This window comes from Salmonella sp. 5800 (assembly GCF_046558195.1).
Taxonomy (GTDB): domain Bacteria; phylum Pseudomonadota; class Gammaproteobacteria; order Enterobacterales; family Enterobacteriaceae; genus Salmonella; species Salmonella enterica.
This window is the reverse complement of record NZ_JBGDOX010000006.1, coordinates 229,746-249,802: the sequence shown is the minus strand read 5'-3', so window position 1 is coordinate 249,802 and position 20,057 is coordinate 229,746. Positions and strand designations below refer to the sequence as shown.

Genomic DNA, 20,057 nt, shown 5'->3' with positions numbered 1-20,057 from the left:
ATGACCTTTCACAACCTTACATGCGCAATCCGGCACGCAAAATTGACAAAAAAATTACTGTCGCGCCAGCCTGCCTGTGGCGGGCACGAAATCGGTATTGCTGCGCCAGGGATTAATGTCCAGCCCGCCGCGGCGGGTATAGCGCGCATAAACGCTTAGCGTTTCCGGCTGGCAGAAGCGCAGAATGTCATTAAAAATACGCTCTACGCACTGCTCGTGAAATTCATTATGGTGACGGAAGGAGACCAGATAACGCAGCAGTTTTTCCCTGTCGATTTTGCGCCCGCGATACTGAATTTGTATTGAGCCCCAGTCCGGTTGGTGGGTGATCAGGCAGTTGGATTTCAGCAGATGACTGACCAGCGTCTCCTCTACTTGCTTCTCGCCGCTGACCGCATGTTGCAGATAGTCGGTAGTAAACTGGTAGTTGTCGATACTGATATCCTGATCGTCAATACAGGTGCCGTGGAAATGGGCGACAGGCTGTCCTTCCAGCTCATCAAGACGATGAAGCCTCACGCTAACGTTGCCCTGCGCGCAGGCGCGCAGATCGCGCTCCAGCGTCTGGCGCACCGTCTCCCAAGTGTCAAAGCGCGTCTGGTTAAAGCTGTTCAGATACAGTTTAAAGCTTTTGGATTCGATTAAATTAACGCTGGTGTAATCCAGTTCGACATGCCCGACGGCGACCTGCGGAAGACCACGGCTGTTAAGCCAGGAAAGTTCATACAACGTCCAGATATCCGCGCCGTGGAACGGCAAATTATCGGCTGTTAATCCGAGCGGGTCGCGATTCAAACTGCGCGGTACGCCCTGCAGCAGGCTGGCGTCATAATTGTCCCGGTAATCCGTTGATTTTCCGAGAGTCAGGCCATCGAGAGCCTGATGGTTTTCATAAGAAGACATGTTTCACCGTCATAAACCAGATACACTATGCGCCAAGTGTATCCTGGCTTTTATGAAGAGAGAAACTGGTGGACGAACTGACAGCGCAGGCATTGAAAGCCTTTACGACGCGTTACTGCGACGCGTGGCAAGAAAAACACGGTAGCTGGCCGTTGAGCGAAGAACTGTATGGCGTACCTTCTCCGTGCATTATTTCTTCAACCCGCGATGCCGTTTACTGGCAGCCGCAACCTTTTGAAGGCGAAGAAAATGTAAACGCGGTTGAACGCGCCTTCGATATTATGGTACAACCTGCGCTCCACGCGTTTTACACCACGCAGTTTGCTGGCGACATGCCCGCGCAGTTCGCGGATGAAAAGCTTACGCTACTGCAAACCTGGAGTCAGGATGACTTTCGGCGCGTGCAGGAAAATCTGATAGGCCACCTGGTCACGCAAAAGCGGCTCAAGCTTCCTCCCACGCTTTTTATTGCGACGCAGGAAAATGAGCTTGAGGTCATTTCGGTCTGTAATCTGTCCGGCGAGGTGATTAAAGAAACGCTGGGCACCCGCAATCGTACCGTTCTTGCCGCAACGCTTGCGGAATTCCTTACGCAACTTAATCCTCTTCTGTAATCGTTTGCCCTAACAGGTGTGAGAGATCTCTTACAAAGTCTGTAGGAGATCGCCAGGATATCAGCGGATACTGAGTCCCGTTTTCTTATGTAAGTCTATATAAAACAACCTGTTAAAATGTTTTTGCGCACTTTCATATGAAAATTTACTTAAGGTATTGTCTGTAGGTGTCTTGTAAGACAAGGTGAAACAGGCGATTCTATCTTCGTCGACAGGGAGTCGTACAACGAAGCGAACGTCAGGATGATGGCGCTTCAGCAGGACACGCCAGGATGGTGTTACAAGGAAAGGCTTCAGGATGAAGCAAAGTGGAAAGCGCAGGATGCGTTAAAGGACACCTCCAGGACGGAGAACGAGAGCCGATCAGGATGTTCGGCGGGTCTGGATGACCAGGGACGCTTCAGGAAGAAGCTATCACATCGGGCGATGTGCGCAGGATGCAAACGTTCAGGATGAACAGGCCGTAAGGTCACAGGAAAAGTTGTCACGGATGAGCAGGGAGCACGAAAAGTAGCTGGAATGCTGCGAAACGAACCGGGAGCACTGTTTATACAGTGCTCCCTTTTTTTTGTTATTCTTCGCGCCAGATTTTCATCATTGAGGTTTTTAACATGACGACTCATGACCGTGTGCGTCAGCAGTTACATGCGCTTGAAACGCTGCTGCGCGAGCATCGCCACTGGCGGCTGGATGCGCCGCAGGCGCACCTGTTTACCAGTACCCAACCATTTTTTATGGATACCATGGAACCGCTGGAATGGCTGCAATGGGTATTGATCCCACGTATGCATACCCTACTTGATAATGCGCAGCCGCTGCCCGAGGCGTTTGCCGTCGCCCCTTATTATGAAATGGCGCTGGCGGCGGATCATCCGCAGAGGGAGGCGATCCTGGCGGTTTTGCAGGATCTGGATGCGCTATTCGTCCGCGATAAATCCTGATGTTGGAGATCCTCTATCAAGACCAGTGGCTGGTTGCCGTGAATAAACCCGCAGGCTGGCTTGTTCACCGGAGCTGGCTGGATCGCGACGAAAAAGTCGTGGTCATGCAAACGGTGCGCGACCAAATCGGCCAGCATGTTTTTACCGCCCACCGTCTCGACAGACCCACGTCGGGCGTACTGTTAATGGGGCTGTCCAGCGAAGCGGGACGCCGTCTGGCGCAGCAGTTCGAGCAGCACCACATCCGTAAACGCTACCATGCCATTGTGCGCGGCTGGCTGATGGATGACGCAGTACTGGATTATCCGCTGGTGGAAGAGCGCGATAAAATTGCTGATAAATTCGCCCGCGAGGATAAAGCGCCCCAGCCGGCTGTAACGCAGTATCGCGGACTGGCGACGGTCGAAATGGCGGTGCCGACCGGACGTTATCCCACCACGCGTTATGGTCTGGTTGAGCTGGAACCAAAAACGGGACGCAAGCACCAGCTTCGTCGTCATCTGGCGCATCTGCGTCATCCTATCATCGGCGACAGCAAGCATGGCGATTTGCGACAAAACCGCAGCGCCGCAGAGCATTTTGCCTGTCGTCGCCTGATGCTTCATGCCAGTCGGCTTGAACTGACGCACCCCTTCACCGGACAGCCGTTGATGATTCAGGCCGGGTTGGATGAAACCTGGATGCAGGCGCTGACACAGTTTGGCTGGCGTGGACTTCTCCCTGACAATGAAAGGGTTGAGTTTACGGCGGCGTCCCGGCAGGATGAGACTCATCAGGCATAATTCAGGGAGATACGCATAATGGCGGAAATTGGTATTTTTGTCGGGACCATGTATGGCAACTCACTGCTGGTGGCGGAAGAAGCGGAAGCGATCCTCGCCAGACAGGGCCACAGCGCGACCGTGTTTGAAGATCCTGAACTGTCCGACTGGCAGCAATATCAGGATAAGGTTGCGCTGGTCGTTACCTCGACGACCGGGCAGGGCGATCTACCGGATAGCATTGCGCCGCTCTTTCACGGCATTAAAGATACAGTCGGTTTTCAACCAAACCTGCGTTACGGGGTGATTGCGCTAGGTGATAGCAGCTACCCCAATTTCTGTAATGGCGGCAAACAGTTTGATGCCCTGTTGCAGGAGCAAAGCGCGCAGCGGGTGGGGGAGATGTTATTCATTGACGCCAGCGAACATCCGGAGCCGGAGAGCCAATCCAATCCCTGGGTTGAAAACTGGGGAACTTTACTTTCCTGAGGTAAATCCCTCCCCCCTACGGGAGGGTACCTTTTCGTTTGCTTGCGTTGCCAGTAAGCAAAATCACGACCTGTACACAGTGTAAAGTAACTGAATCGTGTTAGCTTTGGGCATATGCCCGCAAAAGCGGCAGTTTTTTACGGGCGTTTTCATGTAATCAAGCGACCTGTTTCACATTCTTCTCTTTTTATTCCTCCTGCGTCGACGCCTGACGCCTTCTGATTTCATTTCCGTGAAGTGGCTTCCACTGTCCTGGGCTTTTGCCATAAACAGGCGTAATTCATCGCCAAAATACTGTGTTGTTGCACGGTGAGTGTGTGTGGCGCGCTTTTTATACTTCTCCTGCCAGTGAATAAAAGCATGCAGCGTGCAAAGCAAACGACCTAATAAAAGCTGCAACAAGGAAACGTTATCTCTGATTCCCTACCGGTTGTGCAGTTCAGAGTGAGCGTAGCTAACGCGAAATTTCAGGAGTGCAACAATGAGTTCATTAAGTCACGCGGCGAGTAGTGCGGAGAAACGCACGAACGCCCGCTACTGGATAGTGGTGATGCTGTTTATCGTCACATCCTTCAACTACGGCGACCGCGCCACATTGTCCATTGCCGGCTCAGAAATGGCCAAAGATATCGGCCTTGATCCGGTAGGCATGGGCTATGTTTTTTCTGCTTTTTCATGGGCCTATGTTATCGGGCAGATCCCGGGCGGCTGGCTGCTGGACCGCTTTGGTTCCAAACGCGTCTATTTCTGGTCTATTTTCATTTGGTCAGTCTTCACCCTGTTGCAGGGTTTTGTCGATATCTTTAGTGGTTTCGGCATTATTGTCGCCCTCTTTACGCTTCGTTTCCTGGTTGGTCTGGCGGAATCGCCTTCTTTCCCGGGCAACAGTCGCATCGTTGCAGCCTGGTTCCCGGCGCAGGAGAGGGGAACGGCAGTGGCCATCTTTAACTCCGCGCAATACTTTGCCACGGTTATTTTCGCGCCGATTATGGGCTGGCTGACGCACGAAGTGGGCTGGTCGCATGTCTTCTTCTTTATGGGCGGGTTAGGGATCATCATCAGCTTTATCTGGTTGAAAGTTATCCATGAACCAAATAACCATCCGGGCGTAAATAAGAAAGAGTTGGAGTACATCGCAGAAGGCGGCGCGCTGATCAATATGGATCAGAAAGACACCAAAGCGAAAGTACCGTTTAGCGTCAAATGGGGCCAGATCAAACAGCTGCTGGGCTCTCGTATGATGATTGGCGTTTACATCGGTCAGTACTGTATTAACGCATTGACCTATTTCTTTATTACCTGGTTCCCGGTCTATTTGGTTCAGGCGCGCGGCATGTCGATTCTCAAAGCGGGCTTTGTCGCCTCGGTTCCTGCGGTCTGCGGCTTTATCGGCGGCGTGTTGGGCGGCATCATTTCCGACTGGTTGATGCGTCGTACTGGCTCCCTGAATATCGCGCGCAAGACGCCGATTGTGCTGGGGATGTTGCTGTCAATGGTTATGGTGTTCTGTAACTATGTGAACGTGGAATGGATGATCATCGGCTTTATGGCGTTGGCCTTCTTCGGTAAAGGTATCGGCGCGTTGGGCTGGGCAGTAATGGCGGATACCGCGCCGAAAGAGATCAGCGGTCTTTCCGGCGGCTTGTTTAATATGTTCGGCAATATCTCCGGTATTGTGACGCCAATCGCGATTGGTTACATCGTTGGCACCACCGGTTCCTTCAACGGCGCGTTGATCTATGTCGGCGTACATGCCCTGGTGGCCATCATCAGCTATCTGGTGCTGGTAGGCGATATTAAGCGTATTGAACTGAAACCTGTCGCAGGACAATTATCATGACAACGCAATCCAGTCCCGTTATTACGGACATGAAGGTCATTCCGGTTGCCGGACATGACAGTATGCTACTCAACATCGGCGGCGCGCATAACGCGTACTTCACCCGTAACATCGTCGTCCTCACCGATAACGCCGGGCATACTGGCGTCGGTGAGGCGCCGGGCGGAGAAGTGATTTATCAGACGCTGGTCGATGCTATTCCGATGGTATTAGGCCAGGAAGTCGCCCGCCTGAACAAAGTGGTGCAGCAGGTGCATAAAGGCAACCAGGCCGCTGATTTTGACACCTTTGGTAAAGGCGCATGGACGTTTGAACTGCGGGTTAACGCGGTGGCGGCTTTGGAAGCGGCGCTGCTTGATCTACTGGGACAGGCGCTTAATGTGCCGGTCTGTGAACTGTTAGGACCCGGTAAACAGCGCGATGCCGTCACCGTGTTGGGCTATCTCTTCTATATTGGCGATCGCACTAAAACCGATCTGCCGTATCTGGAAAGCACGCCGGGCAGTCATGAATGGTATCGCCTGCGCCATCAGGAAGCGCTGAACAGCGACGCGGTTGTGCGGCTGGCGGAAGCATCTCAGGATCGTTACGGCTTTAAAGATTTTAAACTCAAGGGCGGCGTGCTGCCGGGCGAACAAGAGATTGATACCGTTCGCGCGCTAAAAAAACGCTTCCCGGACGCGCGTATTACCGTGGATCCGAACGGCGCCTGGCTACTGGATGAAGCCATTGCGTTGTGCAAAGGGCTGAATGATGTACTGACCTACGCGGAAGATCCGTGCGGCGCGGAGCAAGGATTCTCTGGTCGTGAAGTCATGGCGGAGTTCCGCCGCGCGACAGGACTGCCGGTGGCGACCAATATGATTGCCACCAACTGGCGTGAAATGGGACACGCGGTGATGCTCAACGCGGTAGACATTCCTCTTGCCGACCCGCATTTCTGGACTCTCACCGGCGCCGTTCGCGTGGCGCAACTGTGCGATGACTGGGGGCTAACCTGGGGCTGCCATTCGAATAACCATTTTGATATTTCACTGGCGATGTTTACCCATGTCGGCGCGGCGGCGCCAGGCAAACCCACCGCTATTGATACGCACTGGATCTGGCAGGAGGGCGATTGCCGCCTGACTAAAAATCCGCTGGAAATTAAAAACGGCAAAATTGCCGTTCCGGATGCGCCAGGACTGGGCGTGGAGCTTGACTGGGAACAGGTGCGAAAAGCGCATGACGCGTATAAAACGCTGCCAGGCGGCGCGCGTAATGATGCAGGCCCGATGCAATACCTGATCCCCGGCTGGACTTTTGACCGCAAACGCCCTGTTTTTGGTCGTCACTAATTCTGAATAAGGACACAGTTATGAGTACTCAATTTACGACGCCTGTAGTGACTGAAATGCAGGTTATCCCGGTTGCGGGTCATGACAGTATGCTGATGAACCTGAGCGGCGCGCACGCCCCGTTCTTCACGCGCAACATCGTCATTATTAAAGATAACTCCGGCCATACCGGGGTCGGCGAGATTCCGGGCGGCGAAAAAATTCGCAAAACGCTGGAAGATGCGATCCCACTGGTGGTGGGAAAAACGCTGGGTGAATATAAAAATGTCCTGACCGCCGTTCGCAACCAGTTTGCCGATCGCGATGCGGGCGGACGCGGTTTACAAACGTTCGATCTCCGTACCACTATCCATGTGGTGACTGGTATTGAAGCGGCAATGCTTGATCTTTTGGGCCAACACCTGGGCGTCAACGTCGCTTCGCTGTTAGGCGACGGTCAGCAGCGCAGCGAAGTCGAAATGCTGGGTTATCTGTTCTTTGTCGGCAATCGCAAGGCCACGCCGCTGCCGTATCAGAGCCAGCCGGATGAGCAATGCGACTGGTATCGTCTGCGCCATGAAGAGGCGATGACGCCGGAAACGGTAGTACGTCTGGCGGAAGCCGCCTATGAAAAATACGGCTTCAACGACTTCAAACTGAAAGGCGGCGTGCTGGCGGGCGAAGAAGAGGCCGAGTCAATCGTGGCGCTGGCGAAACGTTTCCCACAAGCGCGCGTCACGCTCGATCCAAACGGTGCCTGGTCGCTGAACGAAGCGATCAGCATTGGTAAATACCTGAAAGGTTCTCTGGCCTATGCAGAAGATCCGTGCGGCGCGGAGCAGGGTTTTTCCGGACGTGAAGTGATGGCGGAATTCCGTCGCGCGACCGGATTACCGACGGCCACCAATATGATAGCGACCGATTGGCGTCAAATGGGGCATACGCTGTCGCTGCAATCTGTAGATATCCCGCTGGCGGACCCGCACTTCTGGACTATGCAAGGCTCTGTACGCGTGGCGCAAATGTGTCATGAGTTCGGTCTGACTTGGGGATCGCACTCTAACAACCACTTTGATATTTCGTTGGCGATGTTTACCCATGTTGCCGCGGCGGCGCCGGGCAAGATCACCGCGATCGATACCCACTGGATCTGGCAGGAAGGCAACCAACGTCTGACTAAAGAACCGTTTGAAATTAAAGGCGGCATGGTGCAAGTACCGACCAAACCGGGGCTGGGCGTTGAGCTCGATATGGATCAGGTGATGAAAGCGCATGAGCTTTATCAAAAGCATGGCTTAGGCGCGCGTGACGACGCGATGGGAATGCAGTACTTAATTCCTGGCTGGACGTTTGATAATAAGCGTCCTTGCATGGTGCGTTAAGTCAGAGCCGGTTCCGTAAGGAACCGGTCCTTCTCTGGGTGTATGCTTAACAGGATCAACATGCGTAAGGACGACTTATGAAAATAGTGATCGCACCAGACTCGTATAAGGAAAGTTTGAGTGCTCTTGAGGTAGCGACCGCCATTGAACAAGGATTTCGCGAGATCTGGCCTGACGCCGATTACCTGAAATTACCGCTGGCTGATGGCGGAGAAGGTACTGTCGAAGCGATGGTTGAAGCGACGGCGGGTCGAATCGTGCATGTTGAGGTCACCGGGCCGTTGGGGCATCGCGTCAATGCGTTTTATGGGCTTTCCGGCGATGCGCGTTCCGCGTTCATTGAAATGGCGGCCGCCAGTGGGCTGGAGCAGGTACCGCCCGCGCAACGCGATCCGTTGAAGACCACATCATGGGGAACCGGCGAGCTGATCCGTCATGCGCTGGATGCGGGCGTTGAGCATATCATTATTGGTATCGGCGGTAGCGCCACCAACGATGGCGGCGCGGGGATGGTGCAGGCGCTGGGGGCCAGGCTACGGGATGCGCAGGGCAATGATATTGTGCAAGGCGGCATTGGGCTGGAAACACTCGCCAGCATTGATATCAGCGGCTTGGATAAGCGTTTGTCGGCGTGTCATATAGAGGTCGCCTGCGATGTCACGAATCCCCTTACCGGCAAAGAGGGCGCGTCTGCGGTTTTTGGTCCGCAAAAAGGGGCGACGCCGGAAATGATTGAACGCCTGGATACGGCATTGACTCGCTATGCGCATTTGATTGCCCGCGATCTGCATGTCGATGTGTTGGATCTGGCAGGCGGCGGCGCGGCAGGCGGCATGGGGGCGGCGTTATACGCGTTTTGCGGCGCGCAGCTACGGCGTGGTATTGAGATTGTCACCGATGCGCTTCATCTGGAAGCGTGTCTTGCGGATGCTGATTTAGTCATCACCGGCGAGGGGCGCATCGACAGCCAGACCATTCACGGTAAAGTCCCTATTGGCGTGGCAAACATCGCCAAACGGTATAACAAGCCGGTAATTGGTATTGCGGGTAGCCTGACGGCGGATGTTGGCGTGGTTCATGAACATGGGCTTGATGCCGTTTTCAGCGTGATTTATACCATCTGTACGCTGGAGGACGCGCTGAAGAATGCGAGTGAAAACGTACGAATGACCGCGCGCAACGTGGCTGCAACGCTGAAAGCGGGGCAACAGTTACGCTGAGTTATAGGCCGGATAAGGCGGTCATGCCGCCATCCGGCGAATATCAGCCCAATATCTTCTTCGCTTCACGCGCGACATTATCCATCTCATCCAGCAGCTCCAGAAACTCAGGCTCCAGCTCCTCTTCGTGGACGCCGCTGCGAAGCTGTTGCTCAATAAGCTGGCAAAGGTTCTTCATCCGCGGTACGCCGCTATAGCCGCAGCTCCCGTGTAGCTTATGGATCAGATCGACCAGACCGTTGGGGTTTTCTCCCACCAGTTGTTCTTCAATTTTGTTGCGCACTTCCGGCAGAAAATCAATCAGCATTTGCAGCATATCCCGTGCCAGATCGGGCTTACCGGCAGCCTGGCGGAGCGCAAGCTGCCAGTCGAGCGTCGCATTCGGATTGAAGATAAACTCAGCCGGTTCCGGCGCCATCAGGCGCGCTGCTACGTTGGCGCCGGGTTTATAGCGCAGCAACAGATTATGCAACTTCTCTTCTTCTATCGGTTTAGCCAGATAGTCGTTCATGCCCGCGCTGAGCAACTTCTCTTTTTGCCCGGCCATCGCATGTGCCGTAACGGCAATAACCGGTGTTTGCTGCTGATGAGGAAGCTGGTGAATTAACTCGCAGGCGCGTATGCCGTCCATATCCGGCATCTGAATATCCATCAAAATCAGATCAAACTGCATTTGTTTCGCCCGATCCACCGCCTGATGTCCGCTATCACAAAGCTCTACGTGCTGGACTTTATCTTCCAGTAACGCGCCGATAAGCTTCAGATTAGCGGGATTATCATCAACCGCCATAACCGTCATGGTGATTTTACTGGTATCCATTAGCAGCGGTTCAGGATGGTGATTCAACTGGCAATATTCCGTCAGCGCTGGCAACAGGCGCGTTGACGTCAATGGTTTTAACAGACAGGCCGCCGCGCCTCCTTGTTTCAGCTTTTCGGCGTTAATTTGCGCATGGCAAGGTAGCGCCAGCAGTAGAAAGTCCGTCATTGACGCCGCTTTCGCCAGACGTTCATGCTGCATGGTGAGCGGCTCGCGGAAGGTCACCGGAACGCTCAAAATCATAATATCGTAGTGCGCTAACGGCAGCGCGGAGAAGGTCGGGCTGTAAACCACCTCCACCGGCGTGTCGCTCAGTAGATCCAGGGTACATTGCGCGGCGGTAGCATTCGGTTCGACATAAGCCAGCCGTTTTCCGGCCAGACATGCGGTCGACGGCCCGTCAATAATAACATTTGGGTTAAGATCAAGATTAATATGAAACCAGAAGGTCGAGCCGCGATTAGGCTGGCTGTGGAAAGAGATATCCCCGCCCATTTCGTTGACCAGCTTTTGCGTAATCACCAGCCCAAGCCCGGTGCCGCCGTGACGGCGAGAAATACTGGCATCGGCCTGGCGAAACGCCTGAAACAGTCGCGACTGGTCGCGTTCCGGAATGCCGATCCCCGTATCGCGGATCTGCACTTCAATCTGTACTTTGGTGTTACTGAGCGCCCGCTTTTCTACCAGAATGTCGATATTGCCACTCTCGGTGAACTTAATGGCATTGCCCACCAGATTGGTAATGACCTGTTGCAGGCGCAGCGGGTCGCCAATCACATTATCCGGGACGTCGTTTTTAATATTTAACGTCAACTCCAGCCCTTTATCATGCGACGAGTGGGCCAGCAGCGTAACCACTTCATCCAGCGTGTTGCGCAGTGGAAAAGGGATACTTTCCAGAATGAGCTTACCGGCTTCCAGCTTGGAGAAGTCGAGCACGTCATTAATGATCGCCAGCAGATTATTCGCGGAACGCTCAATGGTGTTCAGATGGTCGCGCTGGGTGGGATTCAGCTCCGTTTTTAATGTCAGGCGGGTAAAGCCAATGACGCCGTTTAGCGGCGTTCGCAGTTCGTGCGACATGTTCGCCAGGAACTCCGACTTAATACGCGCCGCTTCCTGGGCGCGCTTTTTCGCCAGATCCAGCTCAACGTTTTGGATTTCCATCTGCTCAAGGGTTTCACGCAGGTCCGAAGTGGCCTGATCGATATTATGCTGCATCTCTTCGTGATAGGCGGCGAGCGACATCGCCATGGAATTAATGCCGTTTTTCAGCATATCCAGTTCGCCCAGCATAAATCCTTCCACACGGCTATCCAGTTGTCCGCGGCGAATGCGGTCAACGGTATTCACCATGTTACGGATAGGCCCGGTGACATCGCGCATAAGCCGCCAGCCAAAGATCAGCGCAATGCCAATACAAAAAAGCATCATCACGCTGGAGATAAAAATCTCTTTGTATTGCTGTAGCCTTACCGACTTGAGATCCAGTTCAAGCGCCACATACCCCAGCATATTTTTGGTATTTTTCGCGTCGGCAATCGCTGACTCGTCCGGCGAATAGCTCTCCGAGATAATCGGGGTGCGCAGAATCATAATATCGCCGTGGCGATCGACGCTCAGACGACGTGGAAACGGCGCTCCGGCGGGAAGCTGCATCTGTGAGGGGTCCAGATGGAAATTAGACGTTACAAACAGGCGGTTATGATCGTCATAAACGGAAATCGCCCGCACAATATCAGAGTGTCTGCGGTGCAGGACGCTGATAAGTTGGCCGATAGACTCCCGGTTTTGTAAGTTCATACCATATTCGCTGGAGACGGCGAGCGGTTCAATAATACTGGCGCCGGCATCTTCCAGTTGACGCTGCAGGTCGTTATAGCGGTGCACTACAAAAAAGATACTGAGCAGCAAACCTATCAGGACGGTCGGGGCCAGGATCAGAATCATCATGCGTGCGCGCAGGCTGTAGTTGGTCATGGAGTTCCGTTATGGGACAATTAGGGTCACACTGTTAAATTGAGAAAAAGCTGGTCGATGGCGCAATTCTACTCTGCAAAACGGCGCGTGACGACGCGTCAGATCATAACCGTTAAAGTCAATGACCTCGATTCATTTGGTCAGGGCGTAGCCCGTCATAACGGAAAGGCGCTGTTTATCCCCGGTTTATTGCCTGAGGAAAGCGCAGAAGTCATTATTACAGAAGATAAAAAGCAATTTGCCCGCGCACGCGTTTCGCGTCGTTTGAATGATAGCCCGGAACGAGAAACGCCGCGCTGCCCGCATTTTGGCGTCTGCGGCGGTTGTCAGCAACAGCATGTCAGCATCGCCCTGCAACAACGCAGCAAAAGCGCGGCGCTGGCGCGTTTGATGAAACACGAGGTGAATGACATCATCGCCGGCGCGCCCTGGGGTTATCGGCGTCGTGCGCGGTTAAGTCTGAATTGCCCGCCGGATAAACCGCTGCAAATGGGATTTCGCAAAGCGGGTTCCAGCGATATCGTCAATGTCGAACAGTGCCCCGTTTTGGCGCCCCAGCTTGAAGCATTGCTGCCCCGAATCAGGGCGTGTCTGGCGAGTTTACACGGCACCCGACATCTTGGGCATGTTGAGCTGGTACAGGCGGGAAGCGGTACGCTGATGATTCTGCGCCATACCGCGCCATTAAGTGCGGCGGATAAAGAAAAACTGGAACGCTTTTCGCATTCTGAGGGATTGTCTCTGTTTCTGGCGCCGTTTAGCGAGATACTGGAAACGGTATCTGGCGAGGCGCCCTGGTATGATTCGCACGGCTTACGTTTAGCCTTCAGTCCGCGAGACTTTATTCAGGTTAATGAGGTGGTAAACCAGCAAATGGTCGCCCGCGCGCTGGAGTGGCTTGATGTGCGCGCCGAGGATCGTGTCCTGGATCTGTTCTGCGGAATGGGGAATTTTACGCTGCCGCTGGCAACGCACGCGGCAAGCGTGGTAGGGGTTGAGGGCGTTCCGGCGCTGGTAGAAAAAGGCCGTGAAAACGCCATCCGCAATGGTTTACATAATGTGACATTCTTCCATGAGAACCTGGAGGAAGATGTCACGAAGCAGCCGTGGGCGAAAAACGGCTTTGACAAAGTCTTACTTGATCCTGCGCGTGCGGGGGCTACAGGAGTGATGCGACATATTATAAAATTAAAACCTATTCGCATTGTTTATGTATCCTGTAACCCGGCGACGCTGGCGCGCGATAGTGAAGCGCTAGTCAATGCGGGATATGAGGTTACGCGTTTAGCGATGCTCGACATGTTCCCGCACACAGGACATCTGGAATCAATGGTTCTGTTCGAGCGCATGTAATGATTACCGGCTTACCGACTTCGGTAGGCCTGGTCCCTTAAGGAGAGGACGATGGTCGCGGTAAGAAGTGCACATATTAATAAAGCTGGTGAATTTGATCCGAAGAAGTGGATCGCAAGCCTGGGAATTTCCAGCCAGCAGTCGTGTGAGCGCTTAGCCGAAACCTGGGCGTATTGCCTGCAACAGACACAAGGACATCCGGATGCGGATCTGTTGCTGTGGCGTGGCGTGGAGATGGTAGAAATTCTTTCCACGCTGAGTATGGATATCGACACGCTGCGGGCGGCGCTACTGTTCCCTCTGGCCGACGCCAACGTAGTCAGCGAAGATGTACTGCGCGAAAGCGTCGGCAAATCTATCGTGACCCTGATTCATGGCGTGCGCGATATGGCGGCGATCCGTCAGCTAAACGCCACTCATAACGACTCTGTTTCTTCGGAGCAGGTTGATAACGTCCGTCGAATGTTATTGGCGATGGTGGATGATTTCCGCTGCGTGGTCATCAAACTGGCCGAGCGAATCGCTCATTTGCGCGAAGTGAAAGAGGCGCCGGAAGATGAGCGCGTGCTGGCGGCGAAAGAATGTACCAACATCTATGCGCCGCTCGCTAATCGTCTGGGCATCGGGCAACTGAAGTGGGAACTGGAAGACTACTGTTTCCGCTACCTGCATCCGGCGGAATACAAACGCATCGCCAAACTGCTGCATGAGCGCCGTCTCGATCGCGAACATTACATCGAAGAGTTTGTTGGACATCTGCGCGCCGAAATGAAAAACGAGGGCGTGCAGGCGGAAGTCTACGGACGACCAAAACATATTTATAGCATCTGGCGCAAAATGCAGAAAAAGCATCTGGCGTTTGATGAACTCTTTGACGTGCGCGCCGTGCGTATTGTCGCTGAACGTCTGCAAGACTGCTACGCCGCGTTGGGGATAGTGCATACGCATTATCGTCACCTGCCGGATGAATTCGATGATTATGTCGCTAACCCGAAACCGAACGGTTACCAGTCTATCCACACCGTGGTCCTGGGGCCGGGCGGTAAAACCGTTGAGATCCAGATTCGTACCAAACAGATGCATGAAGACGCCGAACTGGGAGTGGCGGCGCACTGGAAGTATAAAGAAGGCGCCGCGTCCGGCGGCGTGCGTTCCGGCCATGAAGACAGAATTGCGTGGCTGCGTAAGCTGATCGCCTGGCAGGAAGAGATGGCCGACTCCGGCGAAATGCTGGATGAAGTGCGCAGCCAGGTGTTTGACGATCGGGTCTACGTTTTTACGCCAAAAGGCGACGTGGTTGACTTGCCTGCCGGATCTACGCCGCTCGATTTTGCTTACCACATCCACAGCGATGTCGGGCACCGCTGCATCGGCGCGAAAATTGGTGGGCGCATCGTACCGTTTACCTACCAGTTACAGATGGGCGATCAGGTTGAAATTATCACTCAGAAGCAGCCGAATCCCAGCCGCGACTGGCTGAATCCAAACCTGGGCTATGTGACGACCAGCCGCGGACGCTCGAAAATTCACGCCTGGTTCCGTAAACAGGACCGTGACAAAAATATCCTGGCTGGACGGCAGATCCTCGACGATGAGCTGGCGCATTTGGGGATAAGCCTGAAAGAGGCCGAGAAACATCTGCTGCCGCGCTACAACTTTAATGAGCTGGAAGAGTTGCTGGCGGCGATAGGCGGCGGTGATATCCGTCTTAATCAGATGGTGAATTTCCTGCAATCGCAGTTCAATAAGCCGAGTGCAGAGGAGCAGGATGCAGCGGCGCTGAAACAGCTTCAGCAAAAAACATACGCGCCGCAAAATCGTCGTAAAGACGACGGGCGCGTGGTGGTAGAAGGCGTGGGTAATTTGATGCACCACATTGCCCGCTGCTGCCAGCCGATTCCGGGGGATGAAATTGTCGGCTTCATTACTCAGGGGCGGGGGATTTCCGTGCACCGGGCCGATTGCGAACAGTTGGCGGAACTGCGCTCACATGCGCCGGAGCGGATCGTAGAGGCGGTATGGGGCGAAAGCTACTCGGCGGGATATTCGCTGGTGGTGCGCGTCCAGGCCAACGATCGCAGCGGTTTATTGCGTGATATCACCACCATTCTGGCTAACGAAAAAGTCAACGTGCTGGGCGTCGCCAGCCGCAGCGACATTAAGCAGCAGATCGCCACCATTGATATGACCATCGAGATCTACAACCTGCAGGTGCTGGGCCGCGTGCTCGGTAAGCTGAACCAGGTGCCGGATGTGATTGATGCCCGTCGTTTGCACGGGGGGTAAACCCCAGACAGTAATAATGTAGCGGCTTTGCTACTCGTTCAGCAAAGCCGCATTAGCCAACCCCATAAGCATGAGACATGGGGTATGTTTTTGACGTACATTTCATTTCCGGTGTACTCTTATGTAAGATTTATACTTACAGTGGAGGCTGTTATGGCCAGAACAATGACCGTTGATCTTGGCGATGAACTGCGCGAGTTTATTGAATCGCTCATAGAATCAGGTGATTACAGAACACAAAGTGAAGTGATCAGAGAGTCTCTTCGTCTGCTGAGGGAAAAACAGGCCGAGTCACGACTCTTGGCGTTACGTGAACTTCTGGCTGAAGGTCTGAACAGCGGAGAGCCCCAGGCCTGGGAAAAGGATGCCTTTTTACGGAAGGTCAAAACAGGGATGATCAAACCCGATGAGAACGGTAAAATTAACGCCAAAGGCCAGTGAAGATCTGGAAAATATCTGGCATTACGGCTGGCAGCATTTTGGCGAAATACAGGCCGATCGATATATTAATCATCTATCAGAAATATTCAGCATTATGAGTGCCAATAACATTTGGCACGCCTCGACCTGAACTGGGTGAATACATTTATGCCTTACCGTTTGAAAGGCATATTATCTATTTTATACAATCAGTTACGGAAGTTATCGTGATACGTATTCTGAGCCAGAATCAGGATGCTGGTAAGCATGTAAATTGGTTATAGCCTTTTTATCTAAAAAACAAGTGTGATAGAGCAGGGGGAATCAACAATATTACCAAGGAAAGCGACCTTTGCTGTGTTGCTACCCGCGGCTTGAGCGCCGGAGACAATTCCTATAACTAAAGATGCGGTTACTGCCAGTTTACAAAAATGAGATGACTTCATCGTGTTATCCTTAATTAACGTATTTTATGGCAGCATTTTGTACGCGTATACCAAGGGATATGCGGCATAGAGCCATGCTGCGGGCTTTGGGTAAAAAATAGGCCATAATAAAATATTATATTTCTACATTTTTATGAGTATATTCTTAAGGGCTGAATGATCGTACAGGCTCATAAAATATTATATGTAATACTTTCAATATGCTTATTTCATGTATGTTCCAGAAAAAACAAAAAAAAGTGGTCTTTTTTGGATATTAAACTGGCGTGCATGCTACTCGTTTTTCCGTAAAAGTGAAATAATTTATTTTTTTGAAAGGGAAGGCTCTTTGGGTGGGGTACTTATAGCGTTTGCATAATTTTTTTTGCTTAATTGATGTTATTTATAATGCCTGGTGCAAATATCTGTTTTTTAATAATTTATTTATATGATTATTATATTGTTGTGTATCGATTAATAATTTTAAAATTATACGGGAGAGGTAGCGTTCAACACCTGTTAACAATATATTTTATTATATAGGCGTTGCCGTAGTGTCTCTGTGCGTGAATGGTTAAGAATAATACGTTACAATTGTCGCTAGTATTTACAACCGATTAAAAACCATGACAACTAACTATCAAATTGACCGTCTTCTCACCCTCATGCAGCGCCTGCGTGACCCGGAAAACGGCTGCCCGTGGGATAAAGAGCAGACCTTCGCCAGCATCGCGCCTTATACGCTGGAAGAAACCTATGAAGTACTGGATGCTATTGCGCGTGAGGATTTTGACGATTTGCGCGGCGAACTGGGCGACCTGTTGTTCCAGGTGGTGTTTTACGCGCAGATGGCGCAGGAAGAAGGTCGCTTCGATTTTAATGATATCTGCGCTGCCATCAGCGACAAGCTGGAGCGCCGCCATCCGCATGTTTTTGGCGAGCTTTCCGCGGATAATAGCGAAGAAGTCTTAGCTCGCTGGGAGCAAATCAAAACGGAAGAGCGCGCGCAAAAAGCGCAGCATTCCGCGCTGGACGATATTCCGCGCAGTTTACCGGCCTTAATGCGCGCGCAAAAAATCCAGAAACGGTGCTCAAACGTGGGCTTTGACTGGACGACGCTGGGACCGGTCGTCGATAAGGTCTATGAAGAGATCGATGAGGTGATGTTCGAGGCGCGGCAGGCGGTTGTTGATCAGGCTAAACTGGAAGAGGAAATGGGCGATTTGCTCTTTGCCACGGTCAACATGGCGCGTCATTTAGGTACGAAAGCGGAGCTCGCTTTGCAAAAAGCGAACGATAAATTTGAACGTCGTTTTCGCGAAGTTGAACGTATTGTCGCAGCCAGAGGCCTGGAAATGACCGGGGTGGACCTGGAAACAATGGAAGAAGTTTGGCAGGAAGTAAAACGCCAGGAAATTGATCTCTAAAGGTTTTAGGCGGTCAAGAGCGATTTGTGTGATTTTTTAAATAACAAGCGCTTGATTTACGTCAAAAACATTTACCTCAAAGGGGCTATTTTCTCCCTCCCTGTGTGAATGTCAGCCTGACGAAGAGGAGGAATAATGAAAGTTTGTGGCGTAGGTCATGTTCGGGTATACTGCTTTCCCGTCCTGGTTATTCCATCGTCTTTTAAACCTAACTTCTCAGGTTCCGCATGACAACGAACTATATTTTTGTGACCGGCGGGGTCGTATCCTCTCTGGGTAAAGGCATTGCCGCAGCCTCCCTCGCAGCCATTCTGGAAGCCCGTGGTCTCAACGTGACCATCATGAAACTGGATCCGTACATCAACGTCGATCCGGGTACTATGAGCCCAATCCAACACGGGGAAGTGTTCGTTACTGAAGACGGCGCTGAAACCGACCTGGACCTGGGGCACTACGAGCGTTTCATCCGCACCAAGATGTCTCGCCGCAACAACTTCACGACTGGCCGTATCTACTCCGACGTTCTGCGTAAAGAACGCCGTGGCGACTATCTGGGCGCAACCGTACAGGTAATCCCTCACATCACTAACGCGATTAAAGAGCGCGTACTGGAAGGCGGCGAAGGCCACGATGTGGTACTGGTGGAAATCGGCGGTACCGTCGGTGATATCGAATCGCTGCCGTTTCTTGAGGCGATTCGTCAATTGGCGGTAGATATCGGTCGTGAACACGCGCTGTTTATGCACCTGACGCTGGTACCTTACCTGGCGGCTGCGGGCGAAGTGAAAACTAAACCGACTCAGCACTCCGTGAAAGAGCTGCTGTCTATCGGTATTCAGCCCGATATTCTGATTTGTCGTTCCGATCGCGCGGTTCCTGCCAACGAGCGTGCAAAAATTGCATTGTTCTGTAATGTGCCGGAAAAAGCCGTTATTTCAATGAAAGATGTCGATTCCATTTATAAAATTCCAGGCCTGTTGAAATCTCAGGGGCTTGATGATTATATTTGTAAACGATTCAGCTTGAACTGTCCGGAAGCTAACCTGTCTGAATGGGAACAGGTCATTTACGAAGAAGCGAACCCGGCAGGCGAAGTGACTATCGGCATGGTTGGCAAATATATTGAACTGCCGGATGCCTATAAGTCGGTGATCGAAGCGCTGAAACACGGTGGTCTGAAAAACCGCGTTACCGTCAACATCAAATTGATCGATTCGCAAGATGTTGAAACGCGCGGCGTCGAAATTCTGAAAGATTTGGACGCTATCCTGATCCCCGGCGGCTTCGGCTATCGTGGCGTTGAAGGTAAAATCGCCACTGCGCGCTATGCGCGTGAAAACAATATTCCTTATCTGGGCATTTGCTTGGGGATGCAGGTTGCGTTGATTGAGTTCGCTCGTAACGTGGCCGGCATGGACAACGCCAACTCAACGGAATTTGTGCCAGACTGTAAGTACCCGGTTGTGGCGTTAATTACCGAGTGGCGCGATGAAGACGGTAACGTTGAAGTCCGTAGCGAGAAGAGCGATTTGGGTGGCACCATGCGCCTGGGCGCGCAGCAGTGCCAGCTTAGCGATGACAGTCTGGTACGTCAGTTGTACGGCGCGTCGACGATTGTTGAACGTCATCGCCATCGTTACGAAGTCAACAATATGTTGTTGAAACAAATTGAAGCAGCGGGTCTGCGTGTCGCAGGCCGTTCCGGTGATGATCAGTTAGTCGAGATCATTGAGGTACCGAATCATCCGTGGTTCGTGGCCTGTCAGTTCCATCCGGAATTTACTTCCACGCCGCGTGATGGACATCCGTTGTTCGCCGGCTTTGTTAAAGCCGCCAGCGAGCATCAGAAACGTCAGGCGAAGTAAAAAAGTTAGAACAGC

15 protein-coding genes and 2 pseudogenes are annotated in these 20,057 nt (G+C 52.5%); 14 read left to right on the top strand and 3 right to left on the bottom strand.

All coding sequences use genetic code 11. The features are described from left to right. Positions 1–54 precede the first annotated feature (54 nt). Entirely contained in the window at positions 55–903 is an 849-nt protein-coding gene (gene queF / locus ACLJZ5_RS13720; RefSeq protein WP_024798543.1) for an NADPH-dependent 7-cyano-7-deazaguanine reductase QueF, read from the bottom strand. A gap of 68 nt (positions 904–971) precedes the next feature. Between queF and syd the strand changes: the two genes are divergently transcribed. From syd to ACLJZ5_RS13680, 8 genes are all read left to right on the top strand, one after another. Continuing rightward, positions 972–1,517: a SecY-interacting protein gene (syd, locus tag ACLJZ5_RS13715; RefSeq protein WP_000343990.1), complete on the top strand. Its 546-nt coding sequence runs from the start codon at positions 972–974 to the stop codon at positions 1,515–1,517. A 611-nt stretch (positions 1,518–2,128) separates the two neighbouring features. Further along, positions 2,129–2,458: a YqcC family protein gene (locus ACLJZ5_RS13710; protein WP_000207010.1), complete on the top strand. Its 330-nt coding sequence runs from the start codon at positions 2,129–2,131 to the stop codon at positions 2,456–2,458. Beyond that, on the top strand, positions 2,458–3,240 hold the full coding sequence (gene truC, locus ACLJZ5_RS13705) for a tRNA pseudouridine(65) synthase TruC (protein WP_000890034.1): 783 nt from the start codon (positions 2,458–2,460) through the stop codon (positions 3,238–3,240). Before ACLJZ5_RS13710 ends, truC begins: the two co-directional genes overlap by 1 nt. Positions 3,241–3,258: 18 nt before the next feature. Continuing rightward, positions 3,259–3,708, top strand: a complete 450-nt coding sequence (locus tag ACLJZ5_RS13700) for a flavodoxin (RefSeq protein WP_000807739.1) — start codon at positions 3,259–3,261, stop codon at positions 3,706–3,708. A 481-nt stretch (positions 3,709–4,189) separates the two neighbouring features. Beyond that, positions 4,190–5,548, top strand: coding sequence for a galactarate/glucarate/glycerate transporter GudP (gene gudP / locus ACLJZ5_RS13695; protein WP_000097015.1), 1,359 nt, complete (start codon positions 4,190–4,192; stop codon positions 5,546–5,548). Further along, positions 5,545–6,885 (top strand): enolase C-terminal domain-like protein, encoded by a 1,341-nt coding sequence (locus ACLJZ5_RS13690; protein WP_023136652.1) that lies wholly within the window; start codon positions 5,545–5,547, stop codon positions 6,883–6,885. The genes gudP and ACLJZ5_RS13690 overlap by 4 nt, the downstream gene beginning before the upstream one ends. A gap of 20 nt (positions 6,886–6,905) precedes the next feature. Further along, a complete protein-coding gene (gene gudD, locus ACLJZ5_RS13685; RefSeq protein WP_000107113.1) occupies positions 6,906–8,246 on the top strand; it encodes a glucarate dehydratase in 1,341 nt (446 codons plus the stop codon). 77 nt (positions 8,247–8,323) lie between these two features. Beyond that, the gene (locus ACLJZ5_RS13680; RefSeq protein ID WP_000706486.1) at positions 8,324–9,466 is read left to right on the top strand and encodes a glycerate kinase; all 1,143 of its coding nucleotides are present in this window, start codon (positions 8,324–8,326) and stop codon (positions 9,464–9,466) included. A 43-nt stretch (positions 9,467–9,509) separates the two neighbouring features. Here the strand turns inward: ACLJZ5_RS13680 and barA are convergent, their stop codons facing one another. Beyond that, positions 9,510–12,266, bottom strand: a complete 2,757-nt coding sequence (gene barA / locus ACLJZ5_RS13675; RefSeq protein WP_000186399.1) for a two-component sensor histidine kinase BarA — start codon at positions 12,264–12,266, stop codon at positions 9,510–9,512. A gap of 57 nt (positions 12,267–12,323) precedes the next feature. On the opposite strand from barA, the gene rlmD reads away from it, so the two are divergent. The 4 genes and pseudogenes from rlmD (at position 12,324) to ACLJZ5_RS13655 (ending at position 16,609) form a co-directional block, all read left to right on the top strand. Continuing rightward, entirely contained in the window at positions 12,324–13,619 is a 1,296-nt protein-coding gene (gene rlmD / locus ACLJZ5_RS13670; RefSeq protein WP_024798192.1) for a 23S rRNA (uracil(1939)-C(5))-methyltransferase RlmD, read from the top strand. A 51-nt stretch (positions 13,620–13,670) separates the two neighbouring features. Further along, a complete protein-coding gene (relA, locus tag ACLJZ5_RS13665) occupies positions 13,671–15,905 on the top strand; it encodes a GTP diphosphokinase (RefSeq protein ID WP_000226841.1) in 2,235 nt (744 codons plus the stop codon). A gap of 84 nt (positions 15,906–15,989) precedes the next feature. After that, positions 15,990–16,346 (top strand): type II toxin-antitoxin system ParD family antitoxin, encoded by a 357-nt coding sequence (locus tag ACLJZ5_RS13660; protein ID WP_072196359.1) that lies wholly within the window; start codon positions 15,990–15,992, stop codon positions 16,344–16,346. Beyond that, positions 16,312–16,609 (top strand): annotated as a pseudogene (locus ACLJZ5_RS13655) (type II toxin-antitoxin system RelE/ParE family toxin). Before ACLJZ5_RS13660 ends, ACLJZ5_RS13655 begins: the two are co-directional and overlap by 35 nt. Before the next feature lie 18 nt (positions 16,610–16,627). Here ACLJZ5_RS13655 and ACLJZ5_RS13650 read toward each other — a convergent pair. Beyond that, positions 16,628–16,771 (bottom strand): annotated as a pseudogene (locus tag ACLJZ5_RS13650) (fimbrial protein SteA); the annotation flags it as partial. Between the two features lie 605 nt (positions 16,772–17,376). Here ACLJZ5_RS13650 and mazG point away from each other — a divergent pair. Together mazG and pyrG are read left to right on the top strand one after the other, a co-directional pair. Continuing rightward, positions 17,377–18,177 (top strand): nucleoside triphosphate pyrophosphohydrolase, encoded by an 801-nt coding sequence (gene mazG / locus ACLJZ5_RS13645; RefSeq protein ID WP_024798191.1) that lies wholly within the window; start codon positions 17,377–17,379, stop codon positions 18,175–18,177. A gap of 227 nt (positions 18,178–18,404) precedes the next feature. Continuing rightward, a complete protein-coding gene (gene pyrG / locus ACLJZ5_RS13640; RefSeq protein ID WP_000210864.1) occupies positions 18,405–20,042 on the top strand; it encodes a glutamine hydrolyzing CTP synthase in 1,638 nt (545 codons plus the stop codon). The last annotated feature ends 15 nt before the right edge of the window (positions 20,043–20,057 follow it).